Source organism: Cupriavidus pauculus (genome assembly GCF_003854935.1).
GTDB classification, from domain to species: domain Bacteria; phylum Pseudomonadota; class Gammaproteobacteria; order Burkholderiales; family Burkholderiaceae; genus Cupriavidus; species Cupriavidus pauculus_C.
This window is the reverse complement of the sequence record NZ_CP033969.1, coordinates 2,460,841-2,484,648: the sequence shown is the minus strand read 5'-3', so window position 1 is coordinate 2,484,648 and position 23,808 is coordinate 2,460,841. Positions and strand designations below refer to the sequence as shown.

Annotated in this window: 19 protein-coding genes; 8 read left to right on the top strand and 11 right to left on the bottom strand. The window is 69.4% G+C overall.

All coding sequences use genetic code 11. The features are described from left to right. Window positions 1-58 precede the first annotated feature (58 nt). The 7 genes from EHF44_RS13045 to EHF44_RS13015 all read left to right on the top strand — a co-directional run bounded on the left by EHF44_RS13045 (window position 59) and on the right by EHF44_RS13015 (window position 9,066). Window positions 59-814 carry an SDR family oxidoreductase gene (locus EHF44_RS13045; RefSeq protein ID WP_124684128.1) on the top strand — a complete coding sequence of 252 codons (756 nt, stop codon included), beginning with the start codon at window positions 59-61 and terminating at the stop codon, window positions 812-814. 17 nt (window positions 815-831) lie between these two features. Then, on the top strand, window positions 832-2,370 hold the full coding sequence (locus EHF44_RS13040) for a UxaA family hydrolase (protein WP_124684127.1): 1,539 nt from the start codon (window positions 832-834) through the stop codon (window positions 2,368-2,370). A gap of 28 nt (window positions 2,371-2,398) precedes the next feature. Next, entirely contained in the window at window positions 2,399-3,610 is a 1,212-nt protein-coding gene (gene manD, locus EHF44_RS13035) for a D-mannonate dehydratase ManD (RefSeq protein WP_124684126.1), read from the top strand. Window positions 3,611-3,675: 65 nt separating this feature from the next. Then, window positions 3,676-5,211: a mannitol dehydrogenase family protein gene (locus EHF44_RS13030; RefSeq protein ID WP_124684125.1), complete on the top strand. Its 1,536-nt coding sequence runs from the start codon at window positions 3,676-3,678 to the stop codon at window positions 5,209-5,211. Between the two features lie 151 nt (window positions 5,212-5,362). After that, complete coding sequence (locus tag EHF44_RS13025; protein ID WP_124684124.1) at window positions 5,363-6,667, top strand: MFS transporter; 1,305 nt, start codon at window positions 5,363-5,365, stop codon at window positions 6,665-6,667. A gap of 13 nt (window positions 6,668-6,680) precedes the next feature. Further along, complete coding sequence (locus EHF44_RS13020; protein ID WP_124684123.1) at window positions 6,681-7,910, top strand: metal-dependent hydrolase family protein; 1,230 nt, start codon at window positions 6,681-6,683, stop codon at window positions 7,908-7,910. Between the two features lie 259 nt (window positions 7,911-8,169). Then, window positions 8,170-9,066, top strand: a complete 897-nt coding sequence (locus tag EHF44_RS13015; RefSeq protein ID WP_124684122.1) for a LysR substrate-binding domain-containing protein — start codon at window positions 8,170-8,172, stop codon at window positions 9,064-9,066. Between the two features lie 21 nt (window positions 9,067-9,087). On the opposite strand, the gene EHF44_RS13010 is transcribed toward EHF44_RS13015, so the two are convergent. The 9 genes from EHF44_RS13010 to EHF44_RS12970 all read right to left on the bottom strand — a co-directional run bounded on the left by EHF44_RS13010 (window position 9,088) and on the right by EHF44_RS12970 (window position 19,473). Beyond that, window positions 9,088-9,834, bottom strand: coding sequence for a hypothetical protein (locus tag EHF44_RS13010; RefSeq protein ID WP_124684121.1), 747 nt, complete (start codon window positions 9,832-9,834; stop codon window positions 9,088-9,090). 226 nt (window positions 9,835-10,060) lie between these two features. Beyond that, entirely contained in the window at window positions 10,061-10,888 is an 828-nt protein-coding gene (locus tag EHF44_RS13005) for a M55 family metallopeptidase (RefSeq protein ID WP_124684120.1), read from the bottom strand. After that, window positions 10,885-11,916, bottom strand: coding sequence for a DmpA family aminopeptidase (locus EHF44_RS13000; RefSeq protein WP_124684119.1), 1,032 nt, complete (start codon window positions 11,914-11,916; stop codon window positions 10,885-10,887). Before EHF44_RS13000 ends, EHF44_RS13005 begins: the two co-directional genes overlap by 4 nt. A gap of 4 nt (window positions 11,917-11,920) precedes the next feature. Then, window positions 11,921-12,823: a glutathione ABC transporter permease GsiD gene (gsiD, locus tag EHF44_RS12995; protein ID WP_124684118.1), complete on the bottom strand. Its 903-nt coding sequence runs from the start codon at window positions 12,821-12,823 to the stop codon at window positions 11,921-11,923. 10 nt (window positions 12,824-12,833) lie between these two features. Continuing rightward, on the bottom strand, window positions 12,834-13,754 hold the full coding sequence (gene gsiC, locus EHF44_RS12990) for a glutathione ABC transporter permease GsiC (protein ID WP_124684117.1): 921 nt from the start codon (window positions 13,752-13,754) through the stop codon (window positions 12,834-12,836). A 295-nt stretch (window positions 13,755-14,049) separates the two neighbouring features. Next, window positions 14,050-15,600, bottom strand: a complete 1,551-nt coding sequence (gene gsiB / locus EHF44_RS12985) for a glutathione ABC transporter substrate-binding protein GsiB (protein ID WP_124684116.1) — start codon at window positions 15,598-15,600, stop codon at window positions 14,050-14,052. Window positions 15,601-15,681: 81 nt separating this feature from the next. Continuing rightward, a complete protein-coding gene (locus EHF44_RS12980; RefSeq protein WP_124684115.1) occupies window positions 15,682-17,574 on the bottom strand; it encodes a dipeptide ABC transporter ATP-binding protein in 1,893 nt (630 codons plus the stop codon). A gap of 1 nt (window position 17,575) precedes the next feature. Then, on the bottom strand, window positions 17,576-18,544 hold the full coding sequence (locus tag EHF44_RS12975) for an isoaspartyl peptidase/L-asparaginase family protein (protein WP_124684114.1): 969 nt from the start codon (window positions 18,542-18,544) through the stop codon (window positions 17,576-17,578). A 26-nt stretch (window positions 18,545-18,570) separates the two neighbouring features. Then, entirely contained in the window at window positions 18,571-19,473 is a 903-nt protein-coding gene (locus EHF44_RS12970; protein ID WP_124684113.1) for a MurR/RpiR family transcriptional regulator, read from the bottom strand. A 288-nt stretch (window positions 19,474-19,761) separates the two neighbouring features. Here EHF44_RS12970 and EHF44_RS12965 point away from each other — a divergent pair, with 288 nt between their 5' ends. Beyond that, window positions 19,762-21,687 carry an ATP-binding cassette domain-containing protein gene (locus EHF44_RS12965; RefSeq protein ID WP_124684112.1) on the top strand — a complete coding sequence of 642 codons (1,926 nt, stop codon included), beginning with the start codon at window positions 19,762-19,764 and terminating at the stop codon, window positions 21,685-21,687. A 142-nt stretch (window positions 21,688-21,829) separates the two neighbouring features. Here EHF44_RS12965 and EHF44_RS12960 read toward each other — a convergent pair whose 3' ends face one another. Together EHF44_RS12960 and radA are read right to left on the bottom strand one after the other, a co-directional pair. After that, complete coding sequence (locus tag EHF44_RS12960) at window positions 21,830-22,315, bottom strand: disulfide bond formation protein B (protein ID WP_124684111.1); 486 nt, start codon at window positions 22,313-22,315, stop codon at window positions 21,830-21,832. A gap of 123 nt (window positions 22,316-22,438) precedes the next feature. After that, window positions 22,439-23,806 carry a DNA repair protein RadA gene (gene radA, locus EHF44_RS12955; protein ID WP_124684110.1) on the bottom strand — a complete coding sequence of 456 codons (1,368 nt, stop codon included), beginning with the start codon at window positions 23,804-23,806 and terminating at the stop codon, window positions 22,439-22,441. Window positions 23,807-23,808 lie beyond the last annotated feature (2 nt).

Sequence of the window (23,808 nt, the reverse complement as noted above, 5' to 3'; positions counted from 1 at the left end):
GCGCCGCCCCCGCCTTTGTTCGTTTGTCCGATAACGACCCGCACCCAAGGAGCCATCCATGTCGCAACGACTCGCCGGCAAGATCGCGCTGGTCACCGCCGCCGGCCAGGGCATTGGCCGCGCCACGGCCGAGGCGTTCCTGCGCGAAGGCGCGCAGGTGCACGCCGCCGACATCAACCCCGAGACGCTGGCGGCGCTGGCCGCGCTGCCGGGCTGCCAGGCCCGCCGGCTGGACGTGACCGATGGCGCCGCCGTCGAGGCCGCCGCGCGCGAGATCGGCCGCATCGACGTGCTGTTCAACGGCGCCGGCTTTGTCCATCACGGCTCGATCCTGGACTGCGACGACGCCGCCTTCGACTTCTCGATGAACCTGAACGTGCGCGCGATGTACCGGATGATGCGGGCGTTCCTGCCGGCGATGCTCGACGCGGGCGGCGGGTCGATCATCAACATGGCGTCGGTGGCCAGCAGCATCAAGGGCGCGCCGAACCGGTTCGTCTACGGTGCCTCCAAGGCGGCCGTGATCGGCATGACCAAGGCCGTGGCGGCCGATTTCATCACGCGCGGCATCCGCTGCAACGCCATCTGCCCCGGCACCGTGGAATCGCCGTCGCTGCGCCAGCGCATCAGCCAGCAGGCCGCCGCCGGCGGCAAGACGCTGGCCCAGGTGGAGGCCGACTTCATCGCGCGCCAGCCGATGGGCCGCATCGGCACCGCCGCCGAGGTCGCGGCGCTGGCCGTCTACCTGGCGTCCGACGAATCGGCGTTCACCACCGGCACCGCGCAGGTCATCGACGGCGGCTGGTCCAACTGACCCCGACGGAGCGCCGCATGTCCGCACCGGCAGTCATCCGCATCCATCCCGCCGACGACATCGTCATCGCCTGCCGCCAACTGCTGCCCGGCACGGTGCTGCGCGACGAAGGCGTGACCGTGGCGAGCCTCGTCCCCCCGGGCCACAAGGTGGCCGTGCGCGCCATTGCCGAGGGCGCGCCCGTGCGGCGCTACAACCAGGTGATCGGCTTTGCTCGGCAGGCCATCGCGCCGGGCCAGCACGTGCACACCCACAACCTGGCGATGGGCGATGTCTCGCGCGACCCGGCGTCCGGCAGCGACGTGCGCGACACCCCGCTGGCCACCGAGGCGCTGACCTTCGACGGCATCGTGCGGGCCGACGGCCGCGTGGCCACGCGCAACTACATCGGCATCCTGACGTCGGTGAACTGCTCGGCCACCGTGGCGCGGGCCATCGCCGACCATTTCCGGCGCGACATCCACCCCGAGGCGCTGGCACCCTACCCCAACGTCGATGGCGTGGTGGCGCTGACCCATGGCGCCGGCTGCGCCACCGACAGCGAGGGCGAGAACCTGCGCGTGCTGCGCCGCACGCTGGCCGGCTACGCGCGCCATCCGAACTTTGCGGCGGTGCTGGTGGTGGGCCTGGGCTGCGAGACGAATCAGATCGACGGGCTGCTGGCCGAGCCCGGCCTGGCGGCGCTGGCCGACGGCGCGCGGCTGCACAGCTTCAACATCCAGGACACGGGCGGCACCGCCCGCACCGTGGCGCGTGGCGTGGACGTGGTGCGCGGGCTGCTGGCCGATGCCAACCGCGTGGCGCGCCAGCCGGTGCCGGCCAGCCACATCGTCGTGGGGCTGCAGTGCGGCGGGTCGGATGGCTACTCGGGCATCACGGCCAACCCGGCGCTGGGCGCCGCCGTCGATCTGCTGGTGGCGCAGGGCGGCACCGCCATCCTGTCCGAGACGCCCGAGATCTACGGCGCCGAGCACCTGCTGACGCGGCGCGCCGTGTCGCCGGCCGTGGCCGAGCGCCTGCTGGCCCGCATCCGCTGGTGGGAAGCCTATACGGCCCGCCACGCGGGCAACATGGACAACAACCCGTCGGCCGGCAACAAGGCCGGCGGGCTGACCACGATCCTGGAAAAGTCGCTCGGCGCCGTGGCCAAGAGCGGCACCACCAACCTCGTGGAGGTCTACGAATTCGCGCAGCCCGTGCAGGCGCGCGGGCTGGTCTTCATGGACACGCCCGGCTACGACCCGGTCTCGGCCACGGGCCAGGTGGCCGGCGGCGCCAACCTGATCTGCTTCACGACCGGGCGCGGGTCGGCCTACGGCTGCGCGCCGGCGCCGTCGCTGAAGCTGTCGACCAATACCGCGCTGTGGCAGCGGCAGGCCGAGGACATCGACATCAACTGCGGCGACATCCTGGACGGCGACGCGACGATTGCCGACAAGGGCGCCGCCATCTTCCGGCTGATGCTGGACACCGCGTCGGGCCGCCAGACGCGCAGCGAGCAGCACGGCTACGGCCAGAACGAGTTCGTGCCGTGGGCGCTGGGCGCCGTGATGTGACAACCCGCTGGACTTCCGGAGACCCTGCATGAAGATCACCAACGCGCGCGTCATCGTCTGCTGCCCGGGGCGCAACTTCGTCACGCTCAAGATCGAGACCGACGAAGGGCTGACCGGCATCGGCGACGCCACGCTCAACGGCCGCGAACTGGCCGTCGTCAGCTACCTGGAGGACCACGTCATCCCGTGCCTGATCGGCCGCGACCCGCACCAGACCGAGGACATCTGGCAGTACCTGTACCGCGGCGCCTACTGGCGGCGCGGCCCGGTGACCATGAGCGCCATCGCCGCCGTGGACACCGCGCTCTGGGACATCAAGGCCAAGGCCGCCAACCTGCCGCTGTACCAGTTGCTGGGCGGCAAGAGCCGCACCGGCGTGATGGTCTACGGCCATGCCAACGGCAGCGACATCGGCCACACGGTGGAAGAAGTGCTGCGCTACAAGGAGATGGGCTACAAGGCCATCCGCGCGCAGTCGGGCGTGCCGGGGCTCAACAAGGTCTATGGCGTGTCCGGCGACCGGCTGTTCTACGAGCCGGCCGACGCGAGCCTGCCGTCCGAGCACGACTGGAGCACCGAGCGCTACCTCGATCACACGCCGAAGCTGTTCGACAAGGTGCGCGACGCCGTGGGCCCGGACATCCACCTGCTGCACGACGTGCACCACCGGCTGACGCCGATCGAGGCGGGCCGGCTGGGCAAGTCGCTGGAGCCGTTCCGGCTGTTCTGGATCGAGGACGCCACGCCGGCCGAAGACCAGCGCGCGTTCCGGCTGATCCGCCAGCACACGGTCACGCCGCTGGCAGTGGGCGAGGTCTTCAACAGCATCTGGGACTGCCGCACGCTGATCGAGGAACAGTTGATCGACTATATTCGTGCGACGGTGGTGCACGCCGGCGGCATCACGCATTTGCGCCGGATTGCCGACTTTGCGGCGATGTACCAGGTGCGCACCGGCTGCCACGGCGCCACGGACCTGTCGCCGGCCTGCATGGGCGCGGCGCTGCACTTCGACATCTGGGTGCCCAACTTCGGCATCCAGGAGTACATGCGCCACACCGAGGAGACCGACGCCGTGTTCCCGCACGCGTACACGTTTGCGGACGGCATGATGTACCCCGGCGATGCGCCGGGCCATGGCGTCGACATCGACGAGGCGCTGGCGGCCCGCTACCCGTACCAGCGCGCGTATCTGCCCGTGAACCGGCTGGCCCACGACGGCACGCTGTGGCACTGGTAGCGCGGGGCACCGGCGCAGGCGGGCAGGCGGACAAACGGGCAGGCCGACAAACAACGGAGACCGTGATGAGCGATATCGAACAGTTGCCGCGCCTGCACCCGGGCCGGCTCGCGGCCCTGCCGGCCGCCGTGCGCCGCCCCGGCTATCCGCGTGACCGGCTGCGCGCCGGCATCGTCCACCTGGGCATCGGCGCATTCCATCGCGGCCACCAGGCCGAGATCACCGAGGCAGCCATCGAGGCGGCCGGCGAGGACGGTCTGCGCTGGGGTATCGTGGGCGTGTCGCTGCGCCGGCCCGACACGCGCGACGCGCTCAAGCCGCAGGACGGCCTGTATACGCTGGCGCTGCGCAGCGCCACGGCGCAGACGCTGCAGGTGGTGGGCGCCGTGCTGGACGTGCTGGTGGCCGAGGAAGACCCCGAGGTCGTGCTGGACCGTATCGCTCACCGCGACACCCACATCGTCAGCCTGACCGTCACCGAGAAAGGCTACTGCCACGACCCGGCCACCGGCGAGCTGAACCGCCAGGACCGCGGCATCGTCGAGGACCTGTCCGGCGCCACCCATCCGGTCACTGCCATCGGCTACCTGGCGCGCGGGCTGGCGCGGCGGATGGAACGCGGGCTGGGGCCCGTGACGCTGCTGTCGTGCGACAACCTGGCCGCCAACGGCGACACGCTGCGCCGCGTGCTGCTGGCCTTCTGCGCGCAGGTGGACCCGGCGCTGCACGACTGGGTGGCCGCGCGCTGCACGTTCCCGAACACGATGGTGGATCGCATCGTGCCGCGCACCACCCCCGACGACGTCGCGCAGGTGTCCGGCGCGCTGGGCCTGTACGACGCCTGGCCCGTGGTCGGCGAGCCGTTCTTCCAGTGGGTGATCGAGGACCGCTTTGCGGCCGGCCGTCCGCAGTGGGAAGCAGGCGGCGCGCAGTTCGTGGCCGAGGCGCGGCCGTTCGAGGTGCTCAAGCACCGGCTGGTCAACGGCAGCCAGTCGATGATGGCCTACATGGGCGTGCTGGCCGGCTGGCCCACCACCGACCGCGTGATCGCCCAGCCGGCCGTGCACACGTTCATCGCCGACACCATGGCGCGCGAGACCCAGCCCACGCTGCCGCCGCTGCCCGGGCTCGACGTGGACGCCTACCGCGCCAGCCTGCTGCCACGCTTTACCAACCCGGCGCTGGGTCATCGCACGCGCCAGATCGCCATGGATGGCTCGCAGAAGATTCCGCAGCGGCTGCTGGCGCCGATCCGCGACCGCCTGGCCGCCGGCCAGCCGTTTCCGCGCCTGGCGCTGGGCGTGGCCGCGTGGCTGCACTTCCTGCGCGGCTACGACGAAGCCGGTAACGCCTTCCCGATCGAAGACCCGCTGGCCCCGGCGCTGGCCGACGCGATGGCCCGCGCCGCGCGCGAGACCGAAAAACTGTTCGATCCCCGCACACGCGAACAGGCGCGCGTGCGGATCATCGCCGGTTTTGCGCCGGTGTTTGGCGACCTTGCGCAGTCGCCGGTCTTCGTCGACACCGTGGCCGCGCAGCTGGAAATGCTGTGCGCGTACGGCGTGACGGGCGCGCTGGGGCGCATCAACGGCGCGGCCTAGTTCCAGCGGCGGCGCGGGCCAGCCATGCGCTGGCGTCATGCGACCATGCGCAGATATCGTTTCTCGCGCCCGGCACGGCACCCCTACCATCGGCCAGAGCCTGAAACAAGAACAGGCTTCCCAGCGTTCTGCCAAACAGGGAGAGAGAGACATGCAAGCCAGCGCCCCCGCCTATGCGGAGACGGTGCCCCCCATCGGGGCCAGTCAACGCCGCCGCGCCATCATCGCCACGGTGATCGGCAACGGCCTCGAATGGTTCGACTTCACGGTGTACAGCTTCTTTGCCGTGATCATCGCCAAACTTTTCTTCCCCACCGGGAACGACCTGTCATCGCTGCTGCTGGCCGTGGCCACGTTCGGCGTGGGCTTCTTCATGCGCCCCGTGGGCGGCATCATCCTGGGCGTCTACGCCGACCGCGTGGGCCGCAAGGCCGCGCTGTCGCTGACCATCCTGCTGATGGCGGCCGGCACCACGCTGATCGGCATCGCGCCCACGTATGACCAGATCGGCCTGTTCGCGCCGCTGCTGATCGTGGTGGCCCGGCTGATGCAGGGCTTCTCCGCCGGCGGCGAGATGGGCGGCGCCACCGCCTTCCTGACCGAATACGCCCCGGAGACGCAGCGCGCCTACTATTCGAGCTGGATCCAGGCCAGCATCGGCGTGGCCGTGCTGCTGGGTGCCGCCGTGGGCACGTTCGTCACCTCGACGCTGAGCCCCGAGGCGCTCAATAGCTGGGGCTGGCGCCTGCCGTTCCTGATCGGCATGATCATCGGCCCGGTGGGGTTCTACATCCGCAACAACCTCGACGAGACGCCGACGTTCCAGGCCACCACCGACAAGACCGATTCGCCGCTGACCGAGGTGCTGCGCGACTACCCGCGCCAGACCGCCGCCAGCTTCTCGATGGTGATCCTGTGGACGGTCTGCACCTACGTGCTGCTGTTCTACATGCCGACCTACGCCGTGAAGGTGCTCAAGGTGCCGCAGTCCACCGGCTTCGTGGCCGGCATGGCCGGCGGCCTGGCGATCATGGTGTTCGCACCCATCGTGGGCATGATGGCCGACCGCATCGGCCGCCGCGGGCTGCTGTCGGGCGCCGCCGCGCTGATCTTCGTGCTGGCATGGCCGATGTTCGCGTACATCAACCACGCGCCGGGCCTGGCGTCGCTGCTGGTGTTCCAGATCGTGTTCGGCGTGCTGATTGCGGCCTACACGGGCCCCATCCTGGCCGCGTTTGCCGAGCTGTTCCCGGCCAAGGTGCTGTCCACCGGCCTGTCCGTGGCCTACAACCTGGCCGTGACGATCTTTGGCGGCTTTGCCTCGTTCTTCATCACGTGGCTGATCGCCAGCACCGGCAGCACCATGGCGCCGGCCATCTACGTGATGATCGCGGCCGCCATCAGCTTCTGCGGCACGCGCCTGGTGCGCGAGCCGGCCTACCTGCAATCGAAGTAACCGCGAAGTCCAGATGACCCAGATCCTGCTCCAGGGCGGCAACGTCCTAGACCCCGTGCGCGGCGCGCTGCTGCCGCGCCATGACGTGCTGATCGACGGCGACCGCATCGTCGACGTCAGCGCCACGCCGATCCACGCGCCGCAGGCCCGCACCATCGACGCGACCGGCAAGACCGTGATGCCGGGCCTGATCGACCTGCACGTGCACGTGCTGGCGTCGCTGGCCAACCTTGGCCTGAACGCGGTGCAGCCGAACGTGCTGGTGGCCTTCCGCGCCATGCCGATCATGCGCGGCATGCTGGAGCGCGGCTTCACCACCGTGCGTGACGCCGGCGGCGCCGACTGGGGCCTGTCCCAGGCCGTGGCCACGGGGCTGATTCCCGGGCCGCGCATCTTCCCGTCGGGCAAGGCGCTGTCCCAGACCGGCGGCCACGGCGACTTCCGGCCCCGTTCAGACACGCTGGAGCCGTGCTCGTGCGCGTTCCGCGCCGGCGCCATCGCCCGCGTGGTGGACGGCGTGGACGCCGTGCGGCTGGCCGTGCGCGAGGAGATCCAGAAAGGCGCCACGCAGATCAAGATCATGGCGTCTGGCGGCGTGGCGTCGCCGACCGACCCGATCGGCCACACCCAGTACAGCGAGGACGAGATCCGCGCCATCGTGGCCGAGGCCGAGGCCGCGCAGACCTACGTGATGGCCCACGCCTACACGGGCCGCGCCATCGCCCGCGCCGTGCGCTGCGGCGTGCGGACCATCGAGCACGGCAACCTCGTCGATGCAGAAGCCGCACGCGTGATGCGCGAGCACGGCGCCTACGTGGTGCCCACGCTGATCACCTACGACGCGCTGGCCCGCGACGGCGCCCGCCTGGGCCTGCCGGCCGACTCGGTAGCCAAGATCGAGACCGTGCGCCAGGCCGGCCGCGACTCGCTGGCCATCTACGCCGAGGCCGGCGTGCCGATGGGCTTCGGCTCCGACCTGCTGGGCGAGATGCACCAGTACCAGTCCGAGGAATTCCTGATCCGCGCCGAACTGCTGGGCAACGCCGAAGCGCTGCGCTCCGCCACCTCGATCGCCGCCGAGATCCTGCAGCGCGAAGGCGAACTGGGCGTGATCCAGGCCGGCGCCATGGCCGACGTGCTGCTCGTCGACGGCAACCCGCTGACCGACATCGGCGTACTGGCCGGCCCCGACGCCCGCATCACGATGGTGATGCAGGCGGGGAAGGTTTACGGGGAGCGGTAAGCCGGTAGCGGCTTCTTCCCGCAACACCGCCGGTTTTGCTCCCCTCTCCCGCGAAGTGGGAGAGGGGCTGGGGGAGAGGGCAATGCGGTTCCGATGCGGCTTGTCCCGGTTTGGACCGCTGGCCCTCTCCCCCGACCCCTCTCCCGCGAGCGGGAGAGGGGAGCAAACCACGCCAGGCCGCGGCCCGCACCATCACCCCCCCTCTGGCACACCCCTTGCGTCTATCATGGCACTACCGCTGCCACTGCCTGACGCCCCCATGCGCATCACCCCCCTGCCCCCGTTGCCCTGTCTTGTCGCGTTCGAATCGGCGATGCGGCACGGCAGTTTCACCAAGGCCGCGGCCGAGCTGCATCTGACGCAGAGCGCCATCAGCCGGCAGGTGGCGCAGCTCGAACGATTCCTCGGCAAGAAGCTGTTTATCCGCGAGCCGCGCGCGTTGCGGCTGACCGTGAGCGGGCAGCAGTACGCCGAGCAGGTGCAGCGGCTGCTGGTGCGCTGCGCCGAAGCCACCGAGGACGTGATGAAGCGCAAGGGCCAGGTCGAGCTGACCGTGGCCTGTTCGTCGGGCGTGGCCGTGCTGTGGCTGACGCCGCGCCTGGCCGCGTTCCGCGCGCGGCATCCGGACTTCCACGTGCGGCTGCTGGTCAACGACAGCCTGGCGTCGCTGTCGGGTACCGATTTCGACGTCGGCATCTACTACCTGCGCGAGGGCGCGCCCAGCGGCATCGCCGCGCAGCGGCTCTATGACGAGGAAGTGTTCCCGGTCTGCGCGCCGTCGTACCTCAATGGCCGCACGCTGTCGGTGGCCGACCTGCCGCGCGAGTCGCTGCTGGTGCTGGAAGACGCCCAGCGCATCTGGATGTCGTGGCCGGCCTGGTTCGCGCGCAACGGCCTGCGCGAGACCCGTTTCGAGCGCGAGCTGGTGGCCAATACCTATCCGGTGCTGGTGCAGATGGCCATCGAGGGCCAGGGCATCGTGCTGGGATGGCGCTACATGATCGACCGCTGCCTGGCGGCCGGCCTGCTGGTGCGCGCGTGCGACGCCAGCGCGTCGCTGGGCGGCGGCTACTACGTGGCGTGGCCGCGCGACCGCGCCGAGCCGGCGGCCGCGCGGGCGTTCCGGCAGTGGCTGATCGAGGAAAGCGGCACGTAGGACGGCGCGAGCGCCGGCGCCTCAGAACAGTTCGCCGGCGCCATCGGCCGGCCAGGCCGAGCGGAACGCGTGGGGATGCATGACGATGCCGGCCGCCTCGATCTGCGCGGCGGACAGCACCAGGTGCCGCGCCAGCCAGTCGTGCAGGCTGCGCAGGAAGCGGATACGGTCCTCGCGGCTGGCGGCGGCAATCAGCCATTCCAGCTTCACGTGGGCCGTGTAGACATCGAGCAGGTTCAGCGCCTTGAGCTTGGGCGGCGTGGCCGGGCTGCGCTCGATTGCCAGCACGCGCTGCACCTGCGCCGGCGCCAGCGGCCGGCCGGCCACGATCTGCTGGTACAGGTCTTCCAGCGCCGGAAACCGCACCGTCGGCTGCACGCGCGGCACGCCCGCCACCTTCTCCATGCGCAGCACGACGTAGCGCGTGGCGGCGTTGCGGCGCTCCAGCGCCAGTTCGGCGGGCGTCGGCTTGCGGCGCGGCTGGCTGGCGAACGCGGCGTCGATGGCGGCATCGACCCGCTTGACCGCGTCGCGCTCGGTGTAGTCGGGCACCGTGTCCAGCTCGCCCGGCACGGCCAGCACGGCCCGGGCACATGCGTCGCCGAACGGATACTCGTGGCCGTCAGGCCCGCGCAGGATCCACGCCTGCCCTTCCGGAAAGCCGTGATGACGCCCGCCGCGGGCACTGCGCGCATGGCAGCGCGTAGCCGTCGGATCGACAAAATCCTTGCGAACAGGCATCCAGCGCCCGGGCGGCGGTACGGTCATGAGCGATACCAGTGGGAAAACGGACGCCATTGTCCCACTGATCGGCTGGCGGCCTGCAAGTTGCCGCTGTCGGGACTCCCCTCTCCCGCGCGCGGGAGAGGGGTTGGGGGTGAGGGTGTCGAGGCTCTGCTTGCCGACGTGTGGCAGTTTGCACCGCCTGCCCTCTACCCCGGCCCCTCTCCCGCCGGGCGGGAGAGGGGAGCAAACCACCAGAACGCTGGGCGGGCTACTTCAGCATGAACGACATCGCCGAGCAGCAGTTCAGCATGCGGACGGCGGCCTGGACGGTGGGTGCGGTGAAGGTGAGCGTGACGCCGTCGACGCGCTCGAACGTTGGCCACTGGCAGAACAGGTCGGCGTGGGCCGTGGTCTGCGTCTGGAGGCGGCAGGTGACCGGGCCGGACAACTCGAAGCAGCGCGCCTCGGGCCGCGAGATGGCCTGCCGGGTGACCGCTTCGGCCGCGTGGGCGATGGCGTCGCGGGCGGCCTGGGGCGACAGCGACGTGCCGCTGCCCTGCCCGCCGGCCGTCTTGGTCTGCACGTAGCGCACCCACGGCATCAGCGGGCGGGTTTCGGCGACGAAGACGTCGTCGCCGCTGGCCATCAGCACGGGCACGTCGAACTCGCCGGCCAGCGCGGCGTAGATGCCGGCCTCGCCCAGTTCCAGCCCGTTGAACCAGACCCGCGCAAACGCGCCGCTGTTGATCGTATGCGCCAGTACGCCACGGCTCTGGGCCCGGCCGTGGTAGCCGATCATGAACAGGCCGTCGCAGTCCTGCTCCACGCCGGCCACCATGCTCAGGTAGCGCGGCTTGCCCAGCACCAGCTGGGCGCGCGGGTCGATCTGGTCCGGCAGCAGGTTGCGGAAGCCGCCGTGCGAGTCGTTGACCAGCACCTCGGTGGCGCCGCCGGCAAAGGCGCCCTGCACGGCCGCGTTGGCCTCGCCGGTCATCCACGCGCGGGCGCGTTCGTATTCGCCGTTGCCGGCGCGCGTCTGCTCGACGTGGAACACACCGGCCACGCCTTCGATATCGACGGAAATCAGGATCTTCATGCGGTAAAGCCTTGCAGCAGGTCTGGCAGCAGCTCGCGCAGCGCGCGGCGGGTATGGCCGTCACGGCCGTGGACGGTCTCGGCGTGCCACAGCGCGTGCACGATGGCCTGTTCGACGCTGTCGGCGGCCGCCCGGAACAACGGGTCGAGCGCCGATTCGTGGACCATCGGCACGGCCGGCATTGGCGCGCTGGCCAGGTGCGGGACGGTGTAGGCCGTGGAGAATGCCAGCGCGATGTCGCCCGAGCCGTGCCCGTAGACCGACCCGGTACGCGCCAGCCCGGTGCCCGCGCGCATCGACAGCCGGCGCAACTGGCGCGCGTCCAGCGGCGCGTCGGTGGCGACGATCAGGATGATCGAGCCCTTCTCGGGCTCGGGCGGCTGTTTCAGCCGGGCGTCGAGCGCGGCGCCAAGCGCACGGCCGGCCAGGATCAGCGAATCGGGCGTGCCGAAGTTCGACAGCACCAGCGCGCCGACCGTATACCCGCCAGCCACGCGCGACGCCGTGCCGATGCCGCCCTTGGCACCGAACGACGACATGCCGCGCCCGGCCCCCACCGCGCCCTGCGGCACGTCCGGGCCGGCCGCCGCCAGCGCCGCGTCGTAGTGGGCGCCCTGCACCGCCATCGCCTGGATGTCGTTCAGGTAGCCGTCGTTGCACTCGAACACCAGCGGATTGACGGTCGGCCAGCCGCGGCCGATCTCGGGGTTGTCGGCAATCGCGGCGCGGATCTGGGCCTGCGCCAGCGCGCCCACCGCGAACGTGTTGCCCAGCGCGATGGGCGTCTCGATCACGCCGAGTTCGTCCACCTGCACCAGCCCGATGCTCTTGCCGAAGCCGTTGAACACGGTGGCGGCGGCCGGCACCTTGTCCACGTAGACGTTGCCCGGATGCGGCCGGACCACGGTCACGCCGGTCTGGCAGGCGCCGTCGGCCAGCGTGCAGTGGCCGACGGTCACGCCGGCCACGTCGGTGATGGCGTTGCGCGGGCCCGCCGGCAGCCTGCCGACGATGGGAGCGTTGGCCATGCGATCAGCGGCGGTCGATCTTCGGGTCCAGCGCGTCGCGCAGGCCGTCGCCGAGCAGGTTGAACGCCAGCACGGTCAGGAAGATCGCCAGGCTCGGGAAGATTGCCACGTGCGGCGCGGTGACCATGTCGGCGCGCGCCTGGCTCAGCATCGCGCCCCACTCGGGCGTGGGCGGCTGGGCGCCCAGGCCGATGAACGACAGGCCGGCGGCGGTGATGATCGACGTGCCGATCCGCATCGAGAAATAGACCACGATCGACGATACCGTGCCCGGAAGGATGTGCCGCATCAGGATGGTCCAGTCCGACGCGCCAATGCTGCGCGCGGCCTCCACGTAGGTCAGGCGCTTGAGCATCAGCGTGTTGCCGCGCACCAGCCGGGCAAACGCGGGCACGCTGAACACGGCCACGGCGCAGACCACGTTGAACATGCCGTTGCCCAGGATTGCCACGATGGCGATGGCCAGCAGGATGCCCGGAAACGCGAACAGCACGTCGCAGATGCGCGTGACGATGCGGTCCCACCAGCCCTCGTAGTAGCCGGCCAGCAGGCCCAGCAGCGTGCCGATGATGGCGCCGATGATCACGGAGAACACGCCGGCGGCCAGCGAGATGCGCGTGCCGGCCAGGATGCGGCTGAAGATGTCGCGGCCCAGCGAATCGACCCCCATCCAGTGGGCGGCCGACGGACCCGCGTTCAGCGCGTCGTAGTCGAAAAAGTTCTCGGGGTCGTACGGCACGATGTGCGGCGACAGGATGGCGATCACCACCAGCAGCAGCACGAACACGCCGGCGGCCAGCGCCAGGTGCTGCTTGCGGAACTTGCGCCAGAACTCGGTCCAGGGCGTGCGGACGGCCTCGGGCGCGGCGGCCTGGGCGGCGGGGGCGGACGTGGAAAGCTCGGTCATGTCGGCCTCCTTACTTGTAGCGGATGGTGGGGTTGATCACGGTGTACAGCAAGTCCACCACCAGGTTGATCAGGATGAATTCGAGCGAGAACAGCAGCACCTCGGCCTGGATGACCGGGTAGTCGCGCATCTCCACGGCGTCCACCAGCAGCCGGCCCAGGCCGGGCCAGTTGAAGACCATCTCCACCAGGATCGACCCGCCCAGCAGGAAGCCGAACTGCAGGCCCATCATGGTGACCACGGGAATCATCGCGTTGCGCAGCGTGTGCTTGATGACCACCACGGTCTCGCGCACGCCCTTGGCACGGGCGGTACGCACGAAATCCTCCTGCAGCACCTCGATGAACGACGCCCGCGTGAAGCGCGCCATCACGGCGGCCACGGCGGCGCCCAGCGTCAGCGAGGGCAGGATGTAGTGTTTCCAGCTATCGGCGCCAATCGACGGCAGCCAGCCGAGCTGCACCGAGAAGATCTCCATCAGCAGCATGCCGAGCGCGAAGGCCGGGAACGAGATGCCCGAGACGGCCAGCGTCATGCCCAGGCGGTCCGGCCAGCGGTTGCGCCAGACGGCCGAGCTGATGCCGATGGCCATGCCGAAGACCACGGCCCAGACCATGGACGTCAGCGTCAGGTACAGCGTGGGCAGGAAGCGCTCGCCGATCTCGTCGGCCACCGGACGCTTGGTGCGCAGCGACGTGCCGAACTCCCCGCGCAGCGCGTTCGTGAAAAAGCGCACGAACTGCTCGTGCATCGGCTTGTCGAGCCCCAGGTCCTTGCGCACCAGCTCGACGGTCGCCTGATCGGCTTCCGGGCCCGCGGCCAGCCGCGCCGGATCGCCGGGCAGCAGGTGGACGAACAGAAACACCAACACTGCCACGATCAGCATTGTCGGTATGACGCCCAGAAATCGTTTGAGGAAGTAATTCAGCATCCTGACACCAGAAAACCAGAAATTGAGACCGAAGGCCGCCCGCCCTTTCACCCCGCCTACACGGGCAGGCGGCTTACGGCTTACCGCTTTATGAACAGCTTGTTATGCGTACTGCGTACCGCGACTGCTACCACTTCGTTTCAAGGCCACTGCCTTTGCTGCGCCCCTCCCCCGCCAGCGGGGGAAGGGTTGGGGGTGAGGGCCGGCGGCGCCAGCCGCGACAAGTCGCAAGCCGCACCGCCCGCCCGTCCCCCGGCCCCGCTTCCGCCAAGCGGCAGAGGGGAAAACCAACTGCTTACTGCTTGATGTCGATCTCGTCGAAGTTGAACGAGCCGTCGGGCATCACGTAGGCGCCGGTCAGGCGCTTGGCGCGGGCGTACAGGACCTTTTCGGTCACCAGGAAGGCCCACGGGGCGTCCTTCCAGATGCGTTCCTGGGCGTCCTTGTACAGGCGGGCCTTCTCGGCGCGGTCGGTGGTGCGCAGGGCGCCGGCGATGTCGGCGTCGACCTGGTCGTTCTTGTAGTACGCCGTGTTCAGAAGCTTCGGCGGCATCGATTCCGATGCCAGCAGCGGACGCAGCGCCCAGTCCGACTCACCGGTCGACGACGACCAGCCCACGTAGTACATGCGCACGCCGGCTTCCTCGGGCTTCTGCACCGATTCCACGCGCTCCACGCGCTGGCCGGCTTCCAGGGCCTGCACCTGGGCCTTGATGCCCACCTGCTGCAGTTGCTGCTGCACGAACTGGATGAGCTTCTGGGCCGTCGTGTGGTTGTAGGCCGACCACAGCGTGGTCTCGAAGCCGTTCGGGTAGCCGGCTTCCTTCAGCAGCTCGCGCGCCTTGGCCGGGTTGTACGGCCACGGGCCCAGCTTCTCGGCGTAGTCCACGCCGGGCGGCACCACGCCCTCGGCCGGCACGGCATGGCCGGCAAACGCCACCTTGACCAGCGCTTCCTTGTTGATCGCGTAGTTGATGGCCTGGCGCACCTTCGGGTCGTTGAACGGCTTGACCATCGTGTTCAGCGACAGGTAGCGCTGGATGATCGACGGCGCGTCCACCAGGTCCACCTTCGGGCTGGCCTTCAGCACGGCGGCCTGCTCGAACGGGATGCTGAACGCGAAGTCAGCCTCGCCGGTCTGCATCACGGCCGAGCGGGTGTTGTTGTCCACCACCGGCTTCCAGGTGATCGTGTCGATCTTCGGGTAGCCGGTCTTCCAGTAGCCGGCAAACTTCTTGCCCTTCAGGTAATCGGTCTGCTTCCACTCGACGAATTCGAAGGGGCCCGTGCCCACCGGGTGGAAGGCGATTTCCTTGCCGTACTTCTTGAGCGCCGTGGGGCTGATCATCACGGCCGACGGGTGGGCCAGCACGTTGATGAACGGCGAGAACTGTTCCTTGAGCGTGACGCGGGCGGTGTACGGGTCCACCACCTCGGTCTTGGCCACGCGGTTGAACAGCGTGTAGCGCTTGAGCTTGTTGGCCGGATCGGTCACGCGGTCCAGGTTGGCCTTGACGGCGGTGGCATCGAACGTGGTGCCGTCGTGGAACTTGATGTTCTTCTTGAGCTTGAACGTGTAGACCAGGCCGTCCTTGCTGACGTCGTAGCTCTCGGCCAGCACGTTCACCAGCTTCATGTCCTTGTCGAAGCCGAACAGGCCCTGGTAGAACGACTTGGTGGCGGCCTGCGACAGCGTGTCGTTGGCGTCATACGGGTCCAGCGTGGTGAACGTGGAATACACGGCCATCACCGCATCCTTGGCGGCAAACGCCGGCGCGGCGGCCAGCAGGCCCATGGCGCCAACCGTGGCGGCACCGGCCATCAGCCGGAACGTGTTCTTGGACATCTCTTCTCCTCTTTCGGGATAGCGAAAACGCAAAAGCAACTACGGGACTACAGGACTTTGGGACTACGGGTTCCGGGCCGGTCAGTACGCGCCGCCCACCGCGTGGCGGGCCACGAAGTGGCCTTGCGCGCCGCTGCCGGCAACAGCCACCAGCGGCTGCACCACCGGCTCGTCGCCGACCGCGCGGATCGGGCTCGGAATTTCGTCGTTCAGCGGCTCGCGCTTCAGATGGCGGCGGGCCGGGTCGGCAATCGGCACCGCCGACATCAGCTTCTTCGTGTACGGGTGCTGCGGGTTCTCGAAAATGGCGCGGCGCGGGCCGATCTCGACGATCTGGCCCAGGTACATCACCGCCACGCGGTGGCTCACGCGCTCCACCACGGCCATATCGTGCGAGATGAACAGGAAGGCCACGCCCAGCTCGCGCTGCAGGTCCAGCATCAGGTTGACGATCTGGGCCTGGATCGACACGTCCAGCGCGGACACCGACTCGTCGGCCACCACCACCTTCGGGTTCAGCGCCAGCGCCCGCGCAATGCAGATGCGCTGCCGCTGGCCGCCCGAGAACTCGTGCGGGTAGCGCGACGCATGCGCGGCCGTCAAACCCACCTTCTCCAGCAGCCACGCCACGCGGGCCTCGGCTTCCTTGCCGCTGGCCACCTTGTGCACCAGCAGCGGCTCCATGATCGAATAGCCCACCGGCACGCGCGGGTCCAGCGACGCAAACGGGTCCTGGAAGATGAACTGGATATTCCGGCGCAGCGCCTGCAGCGCCGGGCCCTGCATCTTGCTGATGTTCTGGCCGGCGAACTCGATGGTGCCGCTCTGCGCGTCCACCAGCCGCAGCAGCGAGCGGCCCGTGGTGGACTTGCCGCAGCCCGATTCGCCCACCAGCGCCAGCGTCTCGCCCGGGTACAGGTCGAAGCTGACCTGCTCCACGGCGTGCACGCGGCGCGTGACCTTGCCGAACAGCCCGCCCGGCACATCGAAGCGCGTCACCAGGTCGCGCACGCGCAGGATCGGCGCGGCGCCGGCCGGCACGGTGTCCTGAGGCAGTTCCGCCACGGCGGCCGCGCCGTCGGTCATCTGCACCAGCGGGAAGCGCGCGGGCAGGTCCGTGCCCGCCATGGCGCCCAGCTTGGGCACCGCCGACAGCAGCGCGCGCGTATACGGGTGCGCCGGGGCGTGGAACACGTCGTCCGACGTGCCCTCTTCCACCTTCTCGCCGCGGTACATCACCAGCACGCGGTCGGCCACCTCGGCCACCACGCCCATGTCGTGCGTGATGAAGACCACGCCCATGTCCATCTCGGCCTGCAGATTGCGGATGAGCTGCAGGATTTCGGCCTGGATCGTCACGTCCAGCGCCGTGGTCGGCTCGTCGGCAATCAGCAGCGCCGGCTTGCACGACAGCGCCATGGCGATCATCACGCGCTGGCGCATGCCGCCCGAGAGCTGGTGCGGATAGCGGTCCAGCACGCGGCGCGCCTCGGGAATGCGAACCAGTTCCAGCATGCGCAGCGCCTCGGCGCGCGCGGCCGCGTTGCTCTTGCCCTGGTGCAGGCGGATCGACTCGGCAATCTGCTCGCCTACCGGGAACACCGGGTTCAGCGACGTCATCGGCTCCTGGAAGATCATCGCCACGTCGGCGCCGCGCACGGTACGCAACGTGGACTCGGGCGCCCGGGCCAGGTCCAGCACCTCGCCGGCCCGCCGGCGCAGCAGCATGCTGCCCTGGGCGATCTTGCCGCCGCCGTGCTCGACCAGCCGCATCAGCGCCAGCGACGTCACGGACTTGCCCGATCCCGATTCACCCACCACGGCCAGCGTCTCGCCCCGGTCGACGTGGAACGACAGATTGCGCACGGCCTCCACGGTCCGCTCGGACGTGGCAAAGCGCACGGTCAGGTTGTCGACGGCCACCACGCGCTCGGGCGGCAGCACAATGCCTTGCTTGGAAACAGTATTCGCCATATCAGCCGTAGATCCAGACGTTGACCGGCTCGCCCACGCGGGCCACGCCGCGGTACATGCCTTCGGTGTTGAACGGCAGCGTCACGTTGCCGGCGCGGTCCACCGCGATCAGGCCGCCGCGCCCGTGGATGGCCGGCAGCTTTTCCATGACCACGCGCCGCGCCGATTCCTCCAGCGACAGCCCGGCGTAGCGCATCTGCGCCGAGACGTCGAACGCCGCGGCGGTGCGGATGAACATCTCGCCGGTGCCCGTGGCGGACACGGCCGCCATGTCGTCGGCGTAGCAGCCGGCGCCCAGCAGCGGCGTATCGCCCACCCGGCCCACCTGCTTGTTCGTGACGCCGCCCGTGGACGTGGCCGCGGCCAGGTTGCCCTGCGCATCGCAGGCCACCGCGCCCACCGTGCCGAACTTCTTGTCGGCGTCCAGCGGATCAGCCTGGGCCGCCCTGGCCGCCAGCGCGGCGGCGTCGTGGTCCAGCAGCGCCATGCCGGCCGTGCCGCGCGCGCGCTGCCACTGGTCGTAGCGGGCCTGTGTGAAGAAGTATTCCGGTGCCACCAGTTCCAGGCCTTGCGCTTCGGCAAATGCCTCGGCACCTTCGCCCGCGAACAACACGTGTTCGCTCCGCTCCAGCACGGCGCGCGCGGCCAGCACCGGGTTGCGCAGCCGCTTGACGCAGGCCACGGCGCCGGCGGCCAGCGTGCGGCCGTCCATGACCGAGGCGTCCAGTTCGTAGGTGCCGGCGTGCGTCAGCACGGCGCCACGGCCGGCGTTGAACAGCGGGCACTCTTCGAGCAGGCGCACCGCTTCGGTGACGGCATCGAGGGCGCTGCCGCCGTCGGCCAGCACGCGCTGGCCGCCCAGCAGCACCTGTTCCAGCGCGGCGGTGTAGTCGCGTTCGCGCTGGGCGTCCATGGCCGCACGGGTAATCGTGCCGGCGCCGCCGTGGATGGCGATAACAGCTTGAGGCATAGGTCCTTCTACTTCCCTTCTTTGCTTCAGTCGGAGGATTTCGGTGCGGCGCGGTCGTCGCGCGCACCGGGCGCGCCATACAGCCACGGCAGCAGGAATTCGGTCATTTCGGCGGCGGCCTTGACGGCCCGCACCGAGCGGTACGACACGGCCCCGCACAGCGCCTCGATCAGCGCCAGCACGGTGGCCTCGGAATTGGCCGACAGCCGGTTGCCAGCGTTGGCGTAGAGCGCGATGTCGGCCAGCGGCGCCAGCGGCGACGTGGGGCCGTCGGTCAGCGCCAGCAGCCGGCCGCCGTGCATCTTCACGCGCTGGGCCAGCTTGATCGAGTCGGTGACGTAGCGCGGAAACGCGATGCAGACCACCAGGTCGCGCGGCGTGAGCTTGAACAGTTGCCGCGCCGCGTGCGACGCGCCGCCCACCGTCGATACCGACGTCACCATGCGGCAGTGCATCTCCAGCCCGTGCTGCATCAGCCCGGCCAGGTAGCCGCTGGCGCCAAAGCCCATCACGTAGACGCGCTCGGCCTGCAGGATCGCGTCGACGGCGCGCTCGATGGACTCGGGGTCCAGGTTGCGCCGCGTCGATTCGAGGTTGCGGGCGCCGTCTTCCAGCGAGGCTGCGAACACGTCGGCCACGGTTGACGGCCGCGCCAGTTCGTCGCGCAGGCGCTCCACCGGCGCCAGCGTAGCCTCGAAGCCGCGCACCAGCTCGGCCCGGAACTGCGGATAGCCGTCGAAGCCCAGCGCCTTGGCAAAGCGGTTGGCGGTGGCCACGGACACCTCCACGGCCGCCGCGAACTCGTCGATCCGCATCGTGGCCGCGCGAAACAGGTTGTCCAGCACATAGTTCGCCATGCGCTGGTGCGCGGGCGTCAGTGTGGGCAGCGCGCGGGCGATGCGTTCGGAAATCGTCTGGCCGTTGGACATGGCAGGAGCGTGGCGGTGGGAAATGGGCAGGCGGCGCACCATTTCGGCGCCGATTGCGGGTCACGCGGGCAATCGGCAATGAAAAGGCACTTTCGCAGTGCAGCAACCAATGTAAATAAATTTACACGCAAATGCTGTGCCCGCGCGACCGAAAGTGACGGTCTAGGGGAAATCCCTCAATACATGGGGGCGGACATGCAAGCTCGCTGAAAGCCGCCGCGCGCGGCACGGGCCGGGCGGCCCGCCACGGCGCTACAATGCCGGCCTGCCGAAACCACGGTGAGTCTTGTGATACGAATCGACCAGCTTGTCCTCCAGCGCGGCACCAAGGTGCTGTTCGACCACACCAGCGTGACGCTCAACCCGGGCGAGCGCGTGGGCCTTGTCGGCGCCAACGGGAGCGGCAAGTCCACGCTGTTTTCCATGCTGCGCGGCGAACTGCATGCCGATGGCGGCGATGTGATCGTTCCTGCCCAGTGGCGCATCGCGCACGTGGCGCAGGAAACCCCGGCCGTGGACCGCACGGCCGTGGACTATGTCGTCGACGGCGACACGCGGCTGCGCGCCATCGAATCGCGCATTGCCGGCGCGCAGGCCAGCGGCGACGGATCGGCCGAGGCCGAGGCGCACGCCGCCTACGCCGATGCCGACGGCTACACGGCCGCCGCCCGCGCCGAGGCGCTGCTGCTGGGGCTGGGCTTCACGCTGCCGCAGGTGTCGCAGCCGGTGGCGTCGTTCTCGGGCGGCTGGCGCATGCGGCTGAACCTGGCCCAGGCGCTGATGTGCCCGTCCGACCTGCTGCTGCTCGACGAACCGACCAACCACCTGGACCTCGACGCCATCGTCTGGCTGGAAGACTGGCTGGCGCGCTACCCGGGCACGCTGGTCATGATCTCGCACGACCGCGAGTTCCTGGACGCGATCTGCACGGTCACGGTCCACATCGAGAATCAGCAGCTCAAGCGCTACGGCGGCAACTACACCCAGTTCGAGACCATGCGGCTGCAGCAGATGGCCCAGCAGCAGGCCGCCTACACGCGCCAGCAGAAGGAAATCGCGCATCTGGAATCGTTCATCACGCGCTTCAAGGCCAAGGCCACCAAGGCGCGGCAGGCGCAAAGCCGGGTCAAGGCGCTGGAAAAGATGGAGCGGCTGGCGCCCGTGCACGTGGCGGCCGGCTTCGCGTTCGAATTCCGCGAGCCCGATTCGGCGCCCAATCCGATGATGGTGCTGGACAACGTGGACTGCGGCTACGCCGAGGCCGACCCGCCCGTCACCATCCTGCACCGGCTCATGCTGTCGATCCAGAACGGCCAGCGCATCGGCCTGCTGGGCGCCAACGGCCAGGGCAAGTCGACGCTGGTCAAGACGCTGGCCGGCACGCAGCCGCCGCTGAACGGCACGCTGCGGCTGGGCAAGGGGCTGGTCATCGGCTACTTTGCGCAGCACCAGCTCGAAACGCTGCGCGACCACGATTCGCCGCTGCAGCACCTGGCGCGGCTGGCCCCGGACGTGCGCGAGCAGGAACTGCGCGACTTCCTGGGCAGCTTCAACTTCCGGGGCGACATGGCCACGTCGCCCATCGAACCGTTCTCGGGCGGCGAAAAGGCCCGGCTGGCGCTGTCGCTGATCGTCTGGCAGAAGCCGAACCTGCTGCTGCTGGACGAGCCGACCAACCACCTGGACCTGGACACCCGCGAGGCGCTGACCATGGCGCTGGCCCAGTTCGAAGGCACGCTGATCCTGGTCTCGCACGACCGCCACCTGCTGCGCGCCACGTCGGACCAGTTCATGCTGGTGGCCGACGGCACGATCCAGCCGTTCGACGGCGACCTGGACGACTACCGCGACTGGCTGCTGCAGCAGGCCGCCGCCAAGCGCAACGCCGCCGTGGCCAGCCACGCGGCCGACGCCGGCGCGCCCGCCGTCAACCGCCGCGACCAGCGCCGCGCCGAAGCCGACGAACGCCAGCGGCTGTCCGCGCTGCGCAAGCCGCTGACCAAGGAACTGGAAAAGGTGGAAAAGCGCATGTCGACGCTGCAGGCCGACAAGACCGCCATCGACGCCTTCATGGCCGAATCCTCAAGCTACGAGGACGCCAACAAGGCCAGGCTGATGGAAATGCTCAAGCGCCAGGCCGACGTCACCGGCGAACTGGACCAACTGGAGGAACGCTGGCTGGCACTGCAGGAACAGATCGACCAGATTGCTTGATGGGTGCTTGAGATTGCTTGAGGGCGGCGGGGGGGTGTTGCTCCCCTCTCCCGCCGTGCGGGAGAGGGGTTGGGGGAGAGGGCGTTGAGGTTCAAATTGCGACTTGTCGCCGGTGGAACCGCCTGCCCTCACCCCCAGCTCCCTACCGAAAATTCTTTTCCCGCCGGATCAGGCCCACTGCCAGCGTCAGCGTCAGGATGACCAGCCAGATCAGCGACCAGGCCGGGATCGACAGGCCGAACAGCGGCGGCAGCGGCGCGGTGCAGAGGCCGTCGGAATAGAACAACTGCGGCAGCAGCTTGGCCGTGGGCAGCGCGTTGACCCAGTTCTCCAGCGGGTCGATGCCGCACGACGACTTCGGGTTCAGCAGCAGCGACACGTGGTAGCCGGCCACCGCAATCCCGGCCACGCCCGACAGCATGCCCAGCCCCTGCCACAGCGTGCGCGTGTTCTGCGCGATGGCCGCCAGCAGCGAGAACACGCCGATGCCGACGAACGCGAACCGCTGCATGATGCAGAGCGGACACGGCTGGTAGCCTTCCACGAACTGCATGTACAGCGCGGCGCCCAGCAGGGCGAACGAGACGATGGCGATCAGCAGGAAATAGGGTCGGGAATTGGCTTGCATGGGAACGGATGCGTCGAATGCCAGGAACGGCGTCGACGCGAATTATTACCGATTTTGATGACCCACAGCCGGCCCGCCGCGTAATTGGGCGGCCGGGCCGCTGTGGTCGATTGACGCACCCGGTCAGTCCAGTTGCCGCACGCGGTCGATGGCTTGCTCCAGGCGGTCCACGGCAATCACTTCCAGCCCGTCGATGGCCTGCTTGGGTGCGTTGGCCTTCGGAATCACGGCCGTCGTGAAACCGAGCTTGGCCGCCTCGCGCAGCCGCTCCTGCCCGCGCGGGCTGGGCCGGATCTCGCCGGCCAGCCCCACCTCGCCGAACACCACCAGCCCGCGCGGCAGCGGCTTGTTGCGCATCGACGAATGGATCGACAGCAGCACGGCCAGGTCGGCCGCCGGTTCGCTGATCTTGACCCCGCCCACCGCGTTCAGAAACACGTCCTGGTCGAAGCACGCGATGCCCGCGTGCCGGTGCAGCACCGCCAGCAGCATCGCCAGCCGGTTCTGCTCCAGCCCCACGGCCAGCCGGCGCGGGTTCGGCACGTTGGCCGTATCCACCAGCGCCTGCACCTCCACCAGCAGCGGCCGCGTGCCCTCCTGCGTCACCAGCACGCACGAGCCGGCCACCTGCTCGGCATGCTGCGACAGAAACAACGCCGACGGATTGCTGATGCCGCGCAGCCCGCGCTCGGTCATCGCAAAAACGCCAAGCTCGTTGACCGCGCCAAAGCGGTTCTTGAACGCACGGATCAGCCGGTGCGACGAATGGGTGTCGCCCTCGAAGTACAGCACCGTATCGACGATATGTTCGAGCACGCGCGGCCCGGCCAGGCTGCCTTCCTTGGTCACGTGGCCGACGAGGATGATGGTCGTGCCGCTGCTCTTGGCAATGCGCGTCAGTTGCGCCGCGCATTCGCGCACCTGGGCCACCGAGCCCGGCGCCGACGTCAGCGCGTCCGAGTACAGCGTCTGGATCGAGTCGATCACGGCCACCTCGGGCTTGTCGGCCTCCAGCGCGGCCTGGATCTTCTCCAGCTGGATCTCGGCCAGCAGGCCCAGCGAGGCCGCCTCCACGCCCAGCCGGTGGGCGCGCAACGCGATCTGGGCGCCCGATTCCTCGCCGCTCACGTACAGCACGCGCCGGCTGGCCGACAGGTTGGCCAGCGTCTGCAACAGCAGCGTGGACTTGCCGATGCCGGGGTCGCCGCCAATCAGCACCACCCCGCCGGACACCAGCCCGCCGCCCAGCACGCGATCGAACTCGTCGATGCCGGTGGTGAAGCGCGGCACGTCGGCCGCTTCGATATCGCTCAGCTTGCGGACCACGGCCGACGCCGCCAGCGGCTGGAAGCGCCGCGCGGCCGACGAGCCCGAGTCGGCCACGGTTTCGACAAGTGTGTTCCAGGCGTTGCATTGCGGGCACTGGCCCGCCCAGCGCGGCGCGGTGCCGCCGCATTCGGTACAGGTGTAGACGGTCTTGGTCTTGGCCATCG